Source organism: Cellulomonas sp. GTC20042 (genome assembly GCF_055389595.1).
The window spans coordinates 3,664,919-3,681,162 of record NZ_AP043678.1; the positions used below are offsets into that span (position 1 = coordinate 3,664,919).

Below are 16,244 nucleotides of genomic sequence, written 5' to 3' on the forward strand. Positions count from 1 at the left end.
CTGCCAGCACAGCAGGCCCGACGGAGCTCACCCCCGGAAGTAGCTCCACCCGCCGCGGTCCTCCACCCGGTCCGCGCTGTCCACCAGCACGCGGATCGCGTCCGGGTCCGGCCACCCGACCGCCCGGAACGCGTCGCACACCTCGGCGCGCAGCGCGAGCAGCCACGAGGGGTCCACGGATGCCGTCCCGGACATGTCGGCGGGGTCGATCGTCAGCCACTCCGGCAGGTCGTCGGCGGGCCGACCGTCGAGCAGCAGCCACACGACGAGGTGCCGAGGGTCGATCTCGACGGCGCCGTAGTGGAGCAGCGCGGCGACCCGCACGCCGTCGTGGCTCCGTCCGGTGAGGCTCTGGTCGAGGCGTCGCACCACGTCATCGGCGAGCCGGACGGGATCCGCGGGTCGACGTCGGTGCCACATGGTCGGATCCTGCCACCCGTGTCGCCACCCGCTGTCCCACCCCCGCCGTACCGTGGCCCGATGACGGACACCACCCCCACGCCCCCACGCGTGAAGCAGCTGCGGCTGGTCGTGCAGGCCGAGGACTTCGAGGCCGCGCTCGCGTTCTACCGGGACGCGCTCGGGCTGCCGGAGCGCGCGGCGTTCGAGGGCGAGGGCGACGCGCGCGTGGTCATCCTGGAGGCGGGGTCGGCGACGCTGGAGATCGCGAACCCGGCGCAGGTGCGGATGATCGACGGGATCGAGGCGGAGGGCCGGCCGAGCGCTCGCCTGCGGGTGGCGTTCGAGGTGGACGACGGCGAGCGGGCCACCGCCGATCTGGTGGACGCGGGCGCCGACCTGGTGGCGGCTCCGCGCGAGACGCCGTGGCGGTCGCTGAACTCGCGGCTGCACGGGCCGGCGGGACTGGAGATCACCCTGTTCGAGGAGCTCGGCCAGGCCGAGGGATGACCACGTTCGCCCCGATCGCGACGCGGATCGACACCGAGCGCCTGGTGCTGACGCCGGAGGCCCTGGACGACGCCGGCTGGCTGGCACGGCTGTTCACGGAGCGCGGCGCGGGGACGGTGACCGTGCCGCAGGCCGAGGAGCGGGTGCGCGCGATGCAGGCGGTGGTCGCGGAGCACGGGATCGGCGCCCGGGTGCTGCGGGCGCGGGACGGCGGGGCGCCGCTGGGCTACTGCGCTGTGGTGGTGGGCCGCACGACGCTCGCGGAGCCGGAGATCGCCTACGAGCTGCTGCCGGAGGCGTGGGGGCAGGGGTATGCGACGGAGGGTGCACGGGCGCTGCTGGACGCGACGTGGCGCACCGGGCGCACGCGGGTCTGGTCGACGATCCGGGCGACGAACGCGCCCTCGCTGCGGGTGATCGCGCGGCTGGGGTTCCGGCAGGAACGGGTGACCGTGGACGAGCGCGGGGAGATCCGCTGATTCACGGCGACGGCCGAGGAGGGTCGGGCCTAGTCCCCGGCCAGCTGCATCAGGAAGCTCTCGACCACGGCACCGGCGTTCTCGGGGCGCGCGAAGTCGCCGGCCACCACGACGGGACCGACGGGTCGGTGCTCCCCGCGACGAGGTACCTGCCGGACGAAGGTGACACGCACACGGTCCGGCGCGTCGCGCAGCACCTCGACCCGCTCGTCGTACTGGTACCCGGTCTGGCCGTGGCGGGTGAACATGACGGTGAACATCGAGGTGTCGGGCCGGACGCGGGTCTGCCAGGACGGCCGCAGCCACTCGAGCAGGTCGACGTTGAAACGGCCGACGTCGACGGCCAGGCCCCGGTACCGGTCGAGCGCGGCGTCCCACGCTCTCCGCTCGGCGTCGTCGTCGTGGGACACGGCAGCACCGTAGCCCTCCCGCCGGCGCGCGGGAGGCCGGACGCACTCCCGCGCAGGACCCACGTCCCACCCGCCTCCCTCGCCGCGCACCCCACCACCCGCGCACCCCGGACGAGCCACCGAACCGCCCACGCCCGACCCCGCCCGCTGGCTACCCTGTGAGCCACCCGTGCGGGAGCGCTCCCACACGCATCCGACCTCGAAGGAGAGCGTCCGATGTCCCGTCCGTCCCACCCCGGCCTGCTGCGTCTGCCGGACGGCCCCACGATCGACCGCCGGTCCCTGCTCGCCCTCGGCGGCGCGGCGGCCGGCGCCCTGCTGCTGAGCGGCTGCACCGACGGCGGCACCCCCGCCGCGCCGAGCACCAGCGCCGCCCCCGGCACGTGGACGCCGCCGAGCACGCCGATGACGTTCCCCACCGGCTACACCTGGGGCACGGCGACCTCGGCGTTCCAGGTGGAGGGGTCGACCACGGTCGACGGTCGCGGGCCCTCGGTGTGGGACACGTTCTGCGCCACCCCGGGCAAGGTCCGCAGCGGCGCCACCGGCGACCCGGGCGCGGACGTGTACCGGCGCTGGCAGGAGGACATCACGCTGATGTCCGAGCTCGGGATCGGCGCGTACCGGTTCTCGGTGTCCTGGCCGCGGATCCAGCCGACGGGCAGCGGGGCGGTGAACCAGGCCGGCCTCGACTGGTACAAGCGGTTCGTCGACGGGCTGCTCGACGCGGGGATCCGCCCGGCGATCACCCTGTTCCACTGGGACCTGCCGCAGGCGCTCCAGGACGTCGGCGGGTGGGCGGAGCGGGACACCGCCGCACGGTTCGCGGACTACGCCGAGATCATGGCGGACGCCCTCGGCGACGCGGGGGCGGACTGGTTCACGATCAACGAGCCGAAGACCCACGCCTACGTCGGCCACTGGCACGGCGCCCACGCCCCCGGCCTGCACAGCGCGCAGACCGCCGTGACGGCAGTGCACCACCAGCTGCTGGCGCACGGGCTCGCGGTGCAGCGGTTCCGCGCGAGCGGCGCCGACGGGCGGATCGGGATCGCGCTGAACCTGCTGCCTGTGTATCCCCTCGACGGCGCCGAGGAGGCCGCGGTCCGGGTCGACGGCGCGGAGAACCGGCTGTTCCTCGATCCCGTGCTGCTCGGCACCTACCCGGAGGACGCGATCGGGCTGCTCGGCGGCCAGATGCCCGCGGAGCCCTCGCTGTTCCGCGCGAAGGTGCTGGACGGGGACCTCGCGACGATCAGCGAGCCGTGCGACCTGCTGGCGATCCAGTACTACGGCGTGACCGGGGTGACGCGGGAGGGCACGCAGGTCGGCATCCACCCGACGTCGAACGCGTCCTGGCAGCAGATCTGGCCGGAGGGCCTGTACGACCTGCTGGTCCGGCTGCGCGACGACTACCCGGCGATCCCCCTCGTGATCACCGAGAACGGGATCCCCGACGAGACCGAGGCGCTGACTACGGACGACCCGTACCGCACCGACTACCTGCGCACGCACTTCCAGCAGGCCGCACGGGCGATCGAGGCCGGTGTGCCGCTGGAGGCGCACTACGTGTGGTCGTTCCTGGACAACTTCGAGTGGGGCGAGGGCTACGACCAGCGCTGGGGGATCGTCGGGGTCGACTTCGACACCCAGGAGCGCACGCCGAAGGACTCGTTCCGGTTCTACCAGGACGTGATCCGGGCGAACGCGGTGGCCCCCGCCTGAGCACGCCGGCCGGCGCGCCGCTCAGTCCGGGCTGGCGGACCGACGCAGCGGGATCCCGAGCACGGTGGCCTCCGGCGCGGGCAGCCGATCGGCGCCCTCCTCCCCCACCGGCAGGCCGTCGGCCGGCGCAGCGCCGACCCACACCCGCCAGAGCGCACCGTCCGGGAAGAGCACGCCGGGCACGACCACCCGGGCCCGTCCGGCGAGCACGACCTGCTCCGCGAGCGCCGGCGCCCGGTCCTCCGGCACGAAGCCGACCACCAGGTTCCGGCAGTGCACCACCACGCGCTCGCCCCGCCCGGGCTCGACGGTCAGCTCGACCGGCACCGGCCGCCCCGCCGCACGCTCGATGCCGGTGAGCGCCTCGACGACGGAGGTCTGCAACGCGCGCGCCTCCAGCGCGAGGAACCCGCCGGTCAGGTCGGCGAGCACGCGCGGGCGGCGGCGGAAGACGGTCACGGGGGTCAGCGTGCCACGGGCGCGGGCGCCGCGACGAGGGGTGCGGTCGCGCAGGTCGTCGGGCAGCGCGAGGGCCGGGCACCCCGTGCGGGACGCCCGGCCCTCGACCGGATCGTGCGGGAGGCTCAGCCCTGCGGCGTGAGCGTGAAGCCCGGACCGCCGGTGACCGTGGGGTCGGCGTCGAGCTGGAGGTCGGCCAGGGCGGCCGTCGTGCCGGAGGACACGAACACGGTCGCGCCGTCGGCGGCCACCACGTCATCACCCGGAGCAGCCTCCGGGACCAGGGCCAGCTCGAAGCTGCCGTTCTGCGGGGACTCCGCGATGCGCAGACCGCCCGACTCGGGCAGCCCGGCGCGGGTGGTGAGGTCACGGACGGCGGTGCTGGCGTTCTCGGTCAAGGTGAGCACAGGTGCTCCTCTCGTTGCCGGTGAGGATCCCGACGCGTCGGGACCGTCGGACCCCTCCACCGTCCGCGAGTCTCGTGCCGGTCGCAACCCGGTGTCCGCGCAGCAAGACCGGTGCCGTCCGATCGGCGGAGCCCGGTGGACAGCAGCGCGATCCTCCCGCACCCTCCGCCCCCGGGAAGCGTGGCGCCGGTCAGCGGTCGAGGTCGCGGCTCTCGTCGCGGACCGACCGGCGGGTGGGCGGGGCGGCCGGATCGGGTGCGTCCTCGTCGGCGTCGGGCGCGGTCGCGATCGCCTCGGTCGCCGGGGCGGGCGGCGTCGGGGTCGACGTCGGTGCTCCGGGCACGGGCGGCAGCACCATCGTGCCGCCGGTCTCGGCACCGACCGGCGCGCCCGCGGCGAGGTCGTCGGTGCGCAGCCGCTGGGTGTCGGCGAACGGCGGCTGCTCGCCGGGCAGCGCGAGCGGCTCCGGGGCGTCCACGCCGCGACCGGGCACGGTGATCGGCGCCGGGCCGGGCGGGGCGCTCGTCGGGGTGGTCGGCACGGCGGGCGTCTGGCCGGTCGCGGTGTCGGTGCCGGGGGTGGACGAGACGCGGCGACCGGGGGCCGCGGGCGTCTCGGGCTCCGGCGCCTGCGCGGGCGACCGGTCGGGACGATCGGCGGGGGTCTCGGACGCCGGCGCGGCCTCCGGCACGTCGGTGGCGGCACCCTCCGCAGCCACGACCTCGCCCGACGCCGACGCCGACGCCGGCGCGACGACCGCACCGGTCGGGGCGGGGACGCTGCCGATCACCCCCGCCGGGATCGACGCGCTGCGCGGCTCGGTGCTGCGCGGGGCACGCGGCGGCTCGTCGGGCTCGGGGTCGCGGGCGCCGGCGGCGTGCTCCTCGCGCTCGTCGATCACGTCCTGCCCGGGCCCGGTGAACGACTTCGAGCGCTCCATCGCCTCGACGCTGCCGGTGAACAGCCGCGCGTCCTGCTGCCCGGTGACCCCGTCCGCCGGGACCGCCGCGTGCGCGCCGGAGGTCGGGGCGCTGAGCGTCGGCAGCGCAGGGGTCTCGGGCAGCGCGCGGGCCTCGGAGGTCTCGACGCGGGTGCGCGGGAGCCCCTGCGGCGCGGTCTGCTGCAACCAGGCGACCAGCCCCTCGCGCAGGTAGCAGCGCAGGTCGAACAGGGTCGGCGCGTCCACGGCGCTCGCCAGCGCGCGCAGCCGCACGCTGCCGCCGACCGCGTCGGTCACCTGGAGGATCCCGACCCGGTGGTCCCACAGGTCGGTCTCGGCGAGCAGCCGGTTGAGCTCGCCGCGCATGGCGTCCACCGGCACCTGCCAGTCGACGTCGAGCTCCACGGTGCCGAGCAGCTCGGCCGCGCGCCGGGTCCAGTTCTCGAAGGGCGTCTGCGTGAAGTACGTCGAGGGCAGGATCAGCCGGCGGTCGTCCCAGACGTGCACGACGACGTAGGTCAGGGTGATCTCCTCGATCCGCCCCCACTCCTCCTCGACGATCACGACGTCGTCCACCCGGATCGCGTCGGTGAACGCGAGCTGCAGCCCGGCGAACACGTTGGCCAGCGAGGACTGCGCGGCGAGGCCGGCGACGATCGACAGCACACCGGCGGACGCCAGCAGGCTGGCCCCGAAGGCGCTCACGCCCGGGAAGGTCAGCAGCACCGCGGCGACGGCCACCACCACCAGCACGGCGACGGTGATCCGGCGCAGCAGCTGGACCTGCGTGCGCACCCGGCGGGCGTGCCGGTTGTCCTTGACGTCCACCCGGTACCGGGCCAGTGCGACGTCCTCGACGACGAACGCCAGCGTGCCGACCAGCCAGGTCGCGGCGGCGATCAGGGCGATCAGCAGCACGTGCTCCAGCGCGCTCATCCACCCGTTGCCGTCCCAGGTGGCGTCCGGCACCGAGATCAGCAGCGCCACCCAGACCGCGATCACCACCAGCACCGCGCGCAGCGGACGCTTCGCCCGCCGGGCCAGGTCCGCCGCCACCGCCGACCGCCGGGCGATCGAGCGCACCAGCGCACCGATCACCACCGCCAGCAGCAGGGCGACCAGCACCGCGCCCACCACCGAGCCGACGGGGACGAGGATCTTCTGGGCCGTGCTGACCTCTTCTGCTCCGATCACCGGCCCACCCAACCATCGCCCCGCTCAGCCGACCACCCCACGCGCACCCCCTGCGCAATTCCCCCACACGAGGACGAACCGGACACGCCCGTGCGCGCCCACGCTCGCCCTTCCCTCGCCGAGTTGTCATCACTTGTCGCTTCGGAGGCTGCGGAAGCGACGAAAGATGACAACTCGGCGGGAGGGGCGCCCGGGAGCGCGGGGCGCGGGGCGCGGGCAGGGAGGCGTGCGGGTGCGCGGAGGCGGGGCGCGGGTGAGCATGGGCGCACGTCGATCGACCCGGAGGTGCTCCCGTGCCGACCAGCAGAACCCCGCGCGTGTGCGTGCTCGCACCGACGCCGATCCTCACGGTCACGCTGGAGAACGGCTCCGACGCCGCCGCGCCCGAGCTGCATGTGCACCCCGGCGGTCAGGGGCTGTGGGTCGCGCGGATGGCGTACTCGCTGGGGGCCGACGTCGTGGTCTGCGGACCGTTCGGCGGGGAGACCGGGACCGTGCTCGGCCACCTCGCCGAGGTGGAGAACCTGCGGGTGCGGCGGGTGCAGTACGTCGGCGGGAACGGCGCCTACCTGCACGACCGGCGGGGCGGGGAGCGGGACGAGCTGGCGTTCATGCCGCCGGCGAAGCTCGACCGGCACGAGCTGGACGACCTGTACGGCACGGTGCTGGTGGAGGCGCTGGACGCGGACGTCTGCGTGATCACCGGTGCGTACCCGACCCCGCTGCTGCCGGCGTCGTTCTTCGGGCGGCTGATCGGCGACCTGCGCGCGGCCGGGGTGATCACGGTGGCCGACCTGTCCGGCGCGGCGGCCCGGGAGGCGGCGCGGGCGGGTGTCGGCGTGCTGAAGATGTCGCACGAGGAGATGGTGGAGGCGGGGCTCGCCACGGACGACTCCGTGACGGCGCTGCGGGACGGTGCCCGGGCGCTGCTGCGCGGCGGCCCTGGCCCGGGATCAGCCCCCGACGGCGAGCCGGCCCCGGACGCCCCGTGGGTCGGCGTCGGCACGATGGTGGTCTCGCGCGCTGCCGACCCGGCGTTGCTGGTCACCGCCGACGGCGAGCACGAGGTGGTCGCCCCGTCGGTCACCACCGTGGACCACCGTGGCGCGGGCGACTCGATGACCGCCGGGATCACCGTGGCGGTCGGGCGCGGGCTCGCGATCACCGAGGCGGCCCGGCTCGGCGCCGCCGCGGGCGCCCTGAATGTGACGCGGCGCGGTCTGGGCACCGGTCACCGCGAGCAGATCGAACGGTTCGCCGAGCAGGTCACCGTGCGGGAGGTCCCGCCGGGCGGAAGGAGCACGTGATGCGCGTCCTGGTCACCAACGACGACGGGATCGAGTCCCCCGGGCTGGCGGTGCTGGTCCGCGCGGCGCTCGCCCAGGGCGCGGAGGTGGTGGTCGCGGCGCCCGCGCGGGACTCGTCCGGGGCGAGCGCGTCGCTGCTGGGTGCCGAGCTGGACGGCCGGCTGGTGGTCGAGCGGCAGGACGCCCCCGACCTGCCCGCCGGGGTGCCGTCCTACGCGGTGCGCGCGGCTCCCGGGCTGATCGCGTTCGTGGCCGCGCACGGCGGGTTCGGGCCGACGCCGGACGTGCTGCTGTCCGGGGTGAACCGCGGGGCGAACACCGGGCACGCGGTGCTGCACTCGGGCACCGTGGGGGCGGCGTTCTCGGCGGCGACGCACGGGATCCGTGGGCTGGCGGTCTCGCTGGCCGACGCCCGCCCGCAGCACTGGGCGACCGCGGAGGTGTACACGGCGCACGTGCTGGACTGGCTGGTCGATCAGCCGGAGACCCGCGACCGCGTGGTGAACCTCAATGTGCCGGACCGGCCGCCGGCCGAGGTGCGCGGGCTGCGCAAGGCCCCGCTGGCCCCGTTCGGCGCGGTGCAGGCGCGGATCCACGAGGTCGAGCACGGCAACCTCATGCTGACCTACCAGGAGCCGTCGGCCACCCAGGACGCCGACACCGACGCGGGTCTGCTCGCGCGGGGCTGGGCGACGATCACGCTGCTGCACTCCCCCGCGTTCGACGCGGACGCCGACCTGCCCGAGACGTCCGGCCCGCTCGCGGGCTGACCCGCGCGCCTGCGCGGACGCCGAGATTGCACGAACGCAGGCTTCAGCGCGATCGAAGCAGGCATTCGTGCAATCTCGGCGCGGACGCGCCCGCTCAGGTAAGCGCGGTGGCGATCAGCAGCATGGTCACCAGGAACCCGGTCACCAGGTTGAGCCAGAGGAACCGCCGCCAACCCGCGTTCGCCCGCTCGCAGTCCTCGTCGCGCACCGACCAGTGCACGGCCGTGCTGATCACGTAGGGCAGCGGCAGCAGCGCGGCCAGCCACCCCGGCCAGGGCAGCACGGTCAGCACCGCGGCGGCGATCAGGTACCCGATCGTGGCGGCGACCACGGTGGCGTGCGCGCCGAGCACCGTGGCCACCGAGGCGATCCCGCCCTCGCGGTCCGCCCGCACGTCCTGCACCGCCCCGAACGCGTGCGAGGCCATCCCCCACGCGACGAACGCCACCAGCACCGGCCACACCTGCTGCGATCCCAGATCGGCCCCGACCAGCACCAGCGCGTACAGCAGCGGCCCGACGAAGTGCATCGCGGAGGTCGCCGAGTCCAGCACCGGCCGCTCCTTGAACCGCAGCACCGGCGCCGAGTACGCGATCACCAGGAACACCACCAGCAGCAGCGTCGCCCCGGCGGCGGGCGAGCCGACGGCCAGCAGCCAGAGCACGAACGGCAGTGTCGACAGCCCGGCCGACCAGAGGATCCGCCGGTGCACCACCCGCGCGACGGCGGGGTCCGCGAGCGCCCCCTCGATCCCGCCCTTGCGCGGGTTGCGCAGGTCGGAGGCGTAGTCGAACACGTCGTTCACGCCGTACATCAGCAGGTTGTACGGGATCAGGAAGAAGATCGTGCCGATCACGAAGGTCAGGTCGACCCGCCCGCCGGTGGCCATCAGGTACCCGGCGGCGAAGGGGTAGGCGGTGTTGATCCAGGAGAACGGCCGCGACGCCGCGAGCACCTGCTTCACGCGGCACCCCCAGCACCCCGACGCGCCTCGCGCGCACCGAGCACCGTCCACACCACCGGCATGGCGAGCGCGGCGGCGATCGCGTAGGCGAAGTCCTCGAGCGGGGCCCCCCACAGGTAGATCCCGAGGATCTTGTCCTCGTCGAAGACGTACAGGTCGGCGGCGATCATGGCGGTGTCGAAGACCATCGTGAGCAGGCACAGGTGGAACGCGGTCCACACGATCGCCCCCGTGCGCAGCCGACGCAGCACCGGGAAGCAGACCGCGAGCAGCACCACCAGCACGATCACGTTGAGCACGATGTTCGTCACGGCCGGCCCTCCGGGTGCTCGGCGCGCTCCGCGGCGCGCCGCTGCCGCAGCGCCGACTGCCGGTCGAACCAGCGCCAGGCCAGCAGCGCGACGTAGCAGAGCAGGGTGAGGAACACCGCCTCCTCCACCGGCAGCTCCGGGGCGATCAGCAGCCCGGTCATGTGCGGGCTCTCCCCGCGCGAGAAGATCCCGAGCAGCAGCCCGGCGACGTCCCACAGCAGGAAGCCGACCACCCCGATCGCCAGCGTGAGCGCGGTCCGGCGCGGGTGCGCCCAGAACGCCAGCCGGAACCGCCGGTCGATCAGCGCGAGCCCGCCGAGCGAGACCAGCAGTGCGCCGAGGTAGACGAACCCGCTCACGGGACGGTCACCGGGCCACCGGCCTCCACCCACACCCCGCGCGGGCGGGACGCCGTGAGGTACCCCGGGCGCAGCGGCGTCGGCAGCGGTCGCGACGAGGTCTCGCCGAGCAGGCGCTTGGCGACCAGCTCCGCGCTGATCAGGCACATCGGCAGCCCAACCCCGGGCACGGTGCCCGCGCCGACGTGCAGCAGGTTGGGCACCCGCGGCGAGCGGTCGCCGGGCCGGAACATCGCGCTCTGCGCCAGGGTGTGCTCCATGCCGAGGGCGGTGCCGCGCCAGGCGGAGAAGTCGCGGGCGAAGTCCGCCGGGCCCACCACGTGCCGGGTGACGACGCGGGCCCGCAGGTCGGGGATGCCGGCCCACCGGCCCACCTGGTCGAGGTAGCGGTCGGCGTGCCGGTCGAGCTCGGCGCGTCCGTCGGGGCCGGCGCCGATCGTCGGGTCGGCGGGGAACGGCACCAGCAGGAACAGGTTCTCGTGCCCGGGCGGGGCAGCGGTCGGATCGGTGGCGGTGGTGCGCGCGACGTACAGCGACGCCTCGCCGGGGATGCGCAGCTCCTGCGGCGGGGTCGATCGTCCCGCCCCGAGGATCGCGTCGAAGTTGCCCGGCCAGTCGCGGGTGAAGAACAGCGAGTGGTGCGCCAGCTCGGGCAGCGCCCCGCGCACGCCGGCCATCACCAGCAGCGAGGAGATCCCCGGGCCGCGGTCCTCCCACCAGGGCTCGGGCAGCGTGCGGTGCTGCTCGGCGAGCAGGGCGGTCTCGGTGTGGAACAGGTCGGCGCCGGAGACCACCACGTCGGCGGGCACGACCTCGCCGTCGGCCAGGCGCACACCCCGGGCGATCCCGGTGCGGCGCGGGTGCCGCATGTCCGCGGTCGTGGGGTCCACCTCGATCGCGGTGACGTCGGCCCCGGTGCGGATCTGCACCCCGGCGGCGACGGCCAGCCGCTCGATCGCCTCGATCACCGTGTACATGCCGCCGCGCGGGTACTGCACGCCGTCCACCAGGTCGAGGTGGCTCATCAGCGAGTACAGCGCGGGCACCCGGTACGGCGACGAGCCGAGGAACACCGCGTGGTAGCCGAGCACCTGGCGCAGCACCGGGTGGTCGGTGGTGCGGGCGACCTTCTGCGCGAGCGTCTGCGTCAGCAGCCCGGCGAGGGTGCCCGCACGCCGGACGACGTCACCGCTGACCGCGCGGTCGGGGCGGGCGAAGGTCGTGTAGAGGAAGTGGTCCAGCGCGGTCCGGTACGCCTCCGACGAGTCCTGCGTGTAGCGGCGCAGGGCCTCGCCGGCACCCGGCTCCATCCGCTCGAAGGTCGCCCAGTTCGTCTCCGGGTCGGCCACCACGTCGAAGGGCTCCGCGACGGCCCCGGGCAGGTCGGGCTCCGCGAACAGCCGGTAGGCGGGGTCGAGCCGCACCAGGTCCACGTGGTCCTCGACCCGCTCGCCGAGCAGCGCGAAGAAGTGCGCGAACACCTCCGGCATGAAGTACCAGGACGGTCCGGTGTCGAAGCGGAAGCCGTCCTGCTCCCGGATCCCGGTGCGCCCGCCGACCCGCTCGTGCCGCTCCAGCAGCGTCACCTGCGCACCGCCCCGGGCCAGCAGCGCCGCGGCCGCCAGCCCGCCGATCCCGCCGCCGACCACGACCACCCGCCCGGTCACCTGCCACCTCCGTCGTCGCTCCGCCTGCTCGTCCCGGTCCGCCCGCGCCACCGGGCCCGCGCGGCATCGACCGCCACCCCGGCCACCGCCGACCCGACCACCGCCACCTTGCGCGCGTCGCCGACCCGCGCGCGCCGGGCCACGATCTGCTCCGGCGGGGTCGCCGCGAGGTCGGCGAGCAGCCGGTCGTACAGCGCGAGCGTGGCCGCCACCGCCGCGCGCGCCCGGCCGGGGAGCGCCGGCAGCGCCGCCCGCGCCCGGGCCAGGTCGTCGCCGATCTCGGCCAGGATGGCACGCAGCTGCGCCTCGGTGGGGCCGTCCGGTCCGACGCCCGGGAAATAGCTGCGTCCCAGGTCACCGGCATCGGCGCCCAGGTCCCGCAGGAAGTTGATCTTCTGGAACGCGGCTCCCAGCGCCAGCGCGCCCTCGCGGGTGGCGGCGGACGGCACCCGGCGCGGCCCGCCCGGCCGGCGGTCCGCGTCGAGGAACACCGCCAGGCACATCAGCCCGACCACCTCCGCCGAGCCGTGCACGTACCGCCGGTAGGAGTCCTCGTCGTGCACGGTCACCGTGAGGTCGGCGCGCATCGAGGCGAAGAACGGGTCGATCTCGGCGTGCCCGATGCCCACCCGACGGGCCGTGCGGGCGAAGGCGTGCACCACCAGGTTGGTCGAGTACCCGGTGACCAGAGCCCGGGCGGTCTGCTGCTCCAGCTCGTCCAGCAGCGCCCCCGCGTCGGCGCCGCCGCGGGTGTCCACCACCTCGTCGGCGATCCGGACCAGCGCGTACACCGCCTCGATGTCCCGGCGCGCCCGGGCGCCGAGCAGCCGCGTGCCCAGGCCGAAGGACGTCGAGTACCCGGCGAGCACCGTGCGGGCGGCGCGGGCGGCGGTGCGGTCGTACAGCGCGGCGGCTGCGGACCGGGGATCGGGAGCGGTCACGCGCGACCCGTGGTGTCCAGCAGGTCGACCAGCGCGCACAGGTAGACCGCCAGCGGCTCCGGCAGCCCCTCGCGGGCGACGTCCCGGGCGGTGTCCATCGCGGCGTGCCGCACCAGGCGGGCCTCGTGCAGGGCGCCGGACCCCTCGATCAGGCCGCGCACCACCTCCGCGCCGGTCGGGTCCAGGTCGGCACGTCCCACCAGCGTGTCCAGCACCGAGCGCTGCGCGCCGTCCGCGCGCAGGTAGGTGAGCCGCAGCAGCTCGGTGCGCTTGCCCTCGCGCAGGTCGGACAGCACGGACTTGCCGGTGACCTCGGGATCGCCGAAGACGCCGAGCTCGTCGTCGAGCAGCTGGAACGCGGTGCCGAAGGCGGTGCCGAACCGGTCGAGCACCCCGAGCACCGCGGGCTCGGCGCCGGCGAGCAGCGCCCCGGCGGCCAGCGGCCCGCAGCACGAGTACACGGCGGTCTTCAGCTCGGCCACACGCAGCGCGTCCACCTCGGTCGGGCCGTACAGCTCGCCGGTCATGTCCAGCAGCTCGCCGGCCACGGTGGTGTCGATCGCGGCGGCCAGCGCCCGGATCGCCCGCACCCGCACCTCGGCGTCCACCGGCGCGGAGGCCACCAGGTCGAAGGCGGCGGCCAGCGCGACGTCCCCGCCGAGCACCCCGGCGGCGAGCACCTGGTCCTCCGCCGGCTTGCCGGCCACCCCGCGCTCGGTCAGGCGACGGCGGGCGGCACCGGTGACGTTCGGCCGTCCGCGCCGCGCCTCGTCGTGGTCGAGCAGGTCGTCGTGCACGAGCATCGCGGTGTGCAGCATCTCCTGCGCGGCGGCGACCGGGGCGACCGCCGCCACGTCGGTGCCGCCGAGCCCGTGGTAGGCGGCGAGGGCGAGCCGGGGGCGCATCAGCCGGCCGCCGACCTGGTCACCGACGGCGGTCCACAGCGTCGCGTGCACCTGGGCGAGCGCGCCCGCGCGGGCGGTGCGGGCCTCGACGTCCCGGCGCAGCAGGTCTCTGACCTCGACCAGCGCCCGATCCACCCAGCCGGCGACCTGGCCCGGCGCACGCGTCTCGGCCGGCGCGGGTGCGGGGTGACGGCGGACGGGGGCCTCCAGCAGATCGGCGTCCCCGTCGGCGCGACGGCGGGCACTGCGCACGTGGCCTCCCTGGTCCGAGCCCGGATCTGGGCGAGATCCTCAGCATACTGAGGATTTCCGGATGCGCGACCGGGGCGGCGCGCCTGCCCGCACTCTGCCGCAGCGGGCGCCGTCACGCACGAGTTCGCACGACTTGATCGAGCGACAGATCGCCGACGCCGCCCATGATCGAACAGAAACCGCCATGTTCGCGCAGAAACACTCACACCCGAGCGCGATCCGGCGCTACCCTGGGGGCATGACATGGATGGTGACCGGAGGCGCTGGCTACATCGGATCGCACGTCGTGCGGGCGTTCGGGGAGGTCGGCATCCCCGCCGTCGTCCTCGACGACCTCTCGTCGGGGCACCGGCAGTTCGTCCCGCAGGACGTCCCGCTGATCGAGGGATCGATCCTCGACACCGCGCTCGTCGCCGACGCGCTGCGCACCCACCAGGTGTCCGGCGTCGTGCACCTGGCCGGCTTCAAGTACGCCGGCGTCTCGGTGCAGCGCCCGCTGCACACCTACGAGCAGAACGTCACCGGCACCGCCCACCTGCTCGCCGCGATGGCGGACGCCGGGGTCGACCGGATCGTGTTCTCCTCCAGCGCCGCCGTCTACGGCACCCCCGACGTCGACCTGGTCACCGAGCAGACCCCCACCGCCCCCGAGTCGCCCTACGGCGAGTCCAAGCTGATCGGCGAGTGGCTGCTGCGCGACCAGGCGCGGGCGACCGAGCTGCACCACACCTCGCTGCGCTACTTCAACGTCGTCGGCTCCGGCACCCCCGAGCTGTCCGACACCAGCCCGCACAACCTGTTCCCGCTGGTGCTCGACGCGCTCGCCGAGGGTCGCACCCCGCGGATCAACGGCACCGACTACGCCACCCCCGACGGCACCTGCGTGCGCGACTACGTGCACGTCGCCGACCTCGCCACGTCGCACGTCGCCGCCGCCCGCGCGCTCACCGAGGGCAAGCCGCTCGAGCGCGTCTACAACCTCGGCTCCGGCGACGGCGTCTCCGTGCGGGAGATCATGACCGCCATGGCCCAGGGCACCGGCATCCCCTTCGAGCCGGAGATCGCCCCGCGCCGCCCGGGCGACCCTGCGCGCATCGTCGCCTCCGGCGAGGCCGCCGCCCGCGACCTCGACTGGGTCATGCGTCACACCCTGACCGAGATGGTCCAGTCCGCCTGGGAAGCCCGCCAGAACTTCTGACCCGGCTGCTCCCCCGGGACCCCTTCCGACGAGGTCGGTGGTGCTGCACGAGGTCGGTGGTTCTGCGCCTGATTCTCACGCGCGAACCACCGACCTCGTGCTGCGGATGCTCACCTCGGGAGCCGGGACAGCGCCTCCTCCATGACCGCCTCCGTGCCCGCGTAGATCCCCTGCTCACGGGGCCAGTGCACGACCACGTCGGAGAAGCCCAGGGCAGCCGCGCGCTCCACGCCCTCGACCAGCAGGTCCGCCGATCCCAGCGAGTACAGCGGCGCCCCGTCGAGGTTCAGGTACATGTCCGGCACCCGCCCGAACGGCTCGCTGACCTCGCGCAGCCGCTCCACCATCGCCGCGAGCCCCTGCCACCACGCCTCCTGCGCCGCCAGCGGCGAGTCGCCCTCGCCCGGCTCGAACGTCGGGCCGTAGGTCACCCAGCCCTGCCCGTACCGCGCCGCCAGGGCCATCGTCCGCGGACCGTTGGCCGCCACCACGAAGGGCGTGCGGGGCCGCGCGATCGTCCCCGGGATCATCCGCGCGCCGTGCGCCTGGTAGAACGCGCCCTCGTGCTCCGTCACCGGCTGGGTGAGCAACCGGTCCAGCACCTCGACGAACTCCTCGAACCGGCGCGTGCGCTCCCCGCGCGTCGGTGCCGCGCCCAGCACCCCCGCGTCGAAGCCCTCGCCGCCGGCCCCGATCCCGAGCACGAACCGCCCGCCGGAGATGTCGTCCAGGCCCATGACGTCCTTGGCGAAGGGCACCGGGTGCCGGAAGTTCGGCGACGCCACCCACGTGCCGAGGCCGATCGTGGAGGTCACCGCCGCGGCCGCCGCCAGCAGCGGCACCGTCGCGAACCACGGCTCGTCCGCCAGCGACCGCCACGCCAGGTGGTCGTAGGTCCACGCGTGGTCGAAGCCGTACTCCTCAGCGCGGCGCCACGTGTGCTGCGCCTGCGCCCAGCGCTGCTGAGGCAGGATCACCACGCCCAGCCGGGTCGGACGGCGGCCGGTGGTCGAAGCAGGGGCGGGCGTCGCGTCGGGGATCACCCGG

Annotated in this window: 18 protein-coding genes; 6 read left to right on the forward strand and 12 right to left on the reverse strand. The window is 74.9% G+C overall.

Annotated features, from left to right (window positions below):
- Positions 1-27: 27 nt before the first annotated feature.
- Positions 28-420, reverse strand: a complete 393-nt coding sequence (locus ACZ5HG_RS16940; RefSeq protein ID WP_464178478.1) for a hypothetical protein — start codon at positions 418-420, stop codon at positions 28-30.
- Between the two features lie 60 nt (positions 421-480).
- Here ACZ5HG_RS16940 and ACZ5HG_RS16945 point away from each other — a divergent pair, with 60 nt between their 5' ends.
- Both ACZ5HG_RS16945 and ACZ5HG_RS16950 read left to right on the forward strand, forming a co-directional pair.
- On the forward strand, positions 481-909 hold the full coding sequence (locus tag ACZ5HG_RS16945) for a VOC family protein (RefSeq protein WP_464178480.1): 429 nt from the start codon (positions 481-483) through the stop codon (positions 907-909).
- Complete coding sequence (locus tag ACZ5HG_RS16950) at positions 906-1,388, forward strand: GNAT family N-acetyltransferase (protein WP_464178482.1); 483 nt, start codon at positions 906-908, stop codon at positions 1,386-1,388. The genes ACZ5HG_RS16945 and ACZ5HG_RS16950 overlap by 4 nt, the downstream gene beginning before the upstream one ends.
- A 29-nt stretch (positions 1,389-1,417) precedes the next feature.
- On the opposite strand, the gene ACZ5HG_RS16955 is transcribed toward ACZ5HG_RS16950, so the two are convergent.
- Positions 1,418-1,798, reverse strand: a complete 381-nt coding sequence (locus ACZ5HG_RS16955) for a hypothetical protein (protein WP_464178484.1) — start codon at positions 1,796-1,798, stop codon at positions 1,418-1,420.
- Between the two features lie 216 nt (positions 1,799-2,014).
- Here ACZ5HG_RS16955 and ACZ5HG_RS16960 point away from each other — a divergent pair, with 216 nt between their 5' ends.
- The gene (locus tag ACZ5HG_RS16960; protein ID WP_464178486.1) at positions 2,015-3,523 is read left to right on the forward strand and encodes a GH1 family beta-glucosidase; all 1,509 of its coding nucleotides are present in this window, start codon (positions 2,015-2,017) and stop codon (positions 3,521-3,523) included.
- Between the two features lie 21 nt (positions 3,524-3,544).
- Here ACZ5HG_RS16960 and ACZ5HG_RS16965 read toward each other — a convergent pair whose 3' ends face one another.
- From ACZ5HG_RS16965 to ACZ5HG_RS16975, 3 genes are all read right to left on the reverse strand, one after another.
- A complete protein-coding gene (locus tag ACZ5HG_RS16965) occupies positions 3,545-3,982 on the reverse strand; it encodes a hypothetical protein (RefSeq protein ID WP_464178488.1) in 438 nt (145 codons plus the stop codon).
- 125 nt (positions 3,983-4,107) lie between these two features.
- A complete protein-coding gene (locus ACZ5HG_RS16970) occupies positions 4,108-4,389 on the reverse strand; it encodes an adhesin (protein ID WP_464178490.1) in 282 nt (93 codons plus the stop codon).
- A 190-nt stretch (positions 4,390-4,579) separates the two neighbouring features.
- Entirely contained in the window at positions 4,580-6,523 is a 1,944-nt protein-coding gene (locus tag ACZ5HG_RS16975) for a mechanosensitive ion channel family protein (RefSeq protein ID WP_464178492.1), read from the reverse strand.
- A 293-nt stretch (positions 6,524-6,816) separates the two neighbouring features.
- Between ACZ5HG_RS16975 and ACZ5HG_RS16980 the strand changes: the two genes are divergently transcribed.
- Together ACZ5HG_RS16980 and surE are read left to right on the forward strand one after the other, a co-directional pair.
- On the forward strand, positions 6,817-7,830 hold the full coding sequence (locus ACZ5HG_RS16980; RefSeq protein ID WP_464178494.1) for a PfkB family carbohydrate kinase: 1,014 nt from the start codon (positions 6,817-6,819) through the stop codon (positions 7,828-7,830).
- Positions 7,830-8,600: a 5'/3'-nucleotidase SurE gene (gene surE / locus ACZ5HG_RS16985; protein ID WP_464178496.1), complete on the forward strand. Its 771-nt coding sequence runs from the start codon at positions 7,830-7,832 to the stop codon at positions 8,598-8,600. The genes ACZ5HG_RS16980 and surE overlap by 1 nt, the downstream gene beginning before the upstream one ends.
- Before the next feature lie 94 nt (positions 8,601-8,694).
- Here surE and ACZ5HG_RS16990 read toward each other — a convergent pair whose 3' ends face one another.
- Genes ACZ5HG_RS16990 through ACZ5HG_RS17015 form a run of 6 tightly spaced genes read right to left on the reverse strand, consistent with a single transcriptional unit; the run spans position 8,695 to position 13,999 of the window.
- Entirely contained in the window at positions 8,695-9,564 is an 870-nt protein-coding gene (locus ACZ5HG_RS16990; protein ID WP_464178498.1) for a prenyltransferase, read from the reverse strand.
- Positions 9,561-9,875, reverse strand: a complete 315-nt coding sequence (locus ACZ5HG_RS16995) for a lycopene cyclase domain-containing protein (protein WP_464178500.1) — start codon at positions 9,873-9,875, stop codon at positions 9,561-9,563. Before ACZ5HG_RS16995 ends, ACZ5HG_RS16990 begins: the two co-directional genes overlap by 4 nt.
- Positions 9,872-10,234: a lycopene cyclase domain-containing protein gene (locus ACZ5HG_RS17000; RefSeq protein WP_464178502.1), complete on the reverse strand. Its 363-nt coding sequence runs from the start codon at positions 10,232-10,234 to the stop codon at positions 9,872-9,874. The genes ACZ5HG_RS16995 and ACZ5HG_RS17000 overlap by 4 nt, the downstream gene beginning before the upstream one ends.
- A complete protein-coding gene (crtI, locus tag ACZ5HG_RS17005; RefSeq protein ID WP_464178504.1) occupies positions 10,231-11,901 on the reverse strand; it encodes a phytoene desaturase family protein in 1,671 nt (556 codons plus the stop codon). Before crtI ends, ACZ5HG_RS17000 begins: the two co-directional genes overlap by 4 nt.
- A complete protein-coding gene (locus ACZ5HG_RS17010) occupies positions 11,898-12,842 on the reverse strand; it encodes a phytoene/squalene synthase family protein (RefSeq protein WP_464178506.1) in 945 nt (314 codons plus the stop codon). Before ACZ5HG_RS17010 ends, crtI begins: the two co-directional genes overlap by 4 nt.
- A complete protein-coding gene (locus tag ACZ5HG_RS17015) occupies positions 12,839-13,999 on the reverse strand; it encodes a polyprenyl synthetase family protein (protein WP_464178508.1) in 1,161 nt (386 codons plus the stop codon). The genes ACZ5HG_RS17010 and ACZ5HG_RS17015 overlap by 4 nt, the downstream gene beginning before the upstream one ends.
- A gap of 238 nt (positions 14,000-14,237) precedes the next feature.
- Here ACZ5HG_RS17015 and galE point away from each other — a divergent pair, with 238 nt between their 5' ends.
- Positions 14,238-15,197, forward strand: a complete 960-nt coding sequence (gene galE / locus ACZ5HG_RS17020) for a UDP-glucose 4-epimerase GalE (protein WP_464178510.1) — start codon at positions 14,238-14,240, stop codon at positions 15,195-15,197.
- Between the two features lie 110 nt (positions 15,198-15,307).
- Here the strand turns inward: galE and ACZ5HG_RS17025 are convergent, their stop codons facing one another.
- Complete coding sequence (locus tag ACZ5HG_RS17025; RefSeq protein ID WP_464178512.1) at positions 15,308-16,240, reverse strand: LLM class flavin-dependent oxidoreductase; 933 nt, start codon at positions 16,238-16,240, stop codon at positions 15,308-15,310.
- Positions 16,241-16,244: the final 4 nt, after the last annotated feature.

What these genes read in the sequence shown, in the direction of transcription:
- surE (WP_464178496.1), top strand. Translation starts at nt 7,830, where the DNA reads ATGCGCGTCCTGGTCACCAACGACGACGGGATCGAGTCCCCCGGGCTG.
- ACZ5HG_RS16940 (WP_464178478.1), bottom strand. Translation starts at nt 420, where the DNA reads ATGTGGCACCGACGTCGACCCGCGGATCCCGTCCGGCTCGCCGATGAC.
- galE (WP_464178510.1), top strand. Translation starts at nt 14,238, where the DNA reads ATGACATGGATGGTGACCGGAGGCGCTGGCTACATCGGATCGCACGTC.
- ACZ5HG_RS16945 (WP_464178480.1), top strand. Translation starts at nt 481, where the DNA reads ATGACGGACACCACCCCCACGCCCCCACGCGTGAAGCAGCTGCGGCTG.
- ACZ5HG_RS16960 (WP_464178486.1), top strand. Translation starts at nt 2,015, where the DNA reads ATGTCCCGTCCGTCCCACCCCGGCCTGCTGCGTCTGCCGGACGGCCCC.
- ACZ5HG_RS16950 (WP_464178482.1), top strand. Translation starts at nt 906, where the DNA reads ATGACCACGTTCGCCCCGATCGCGACGCGGATCGACACCGAGCGCCTG.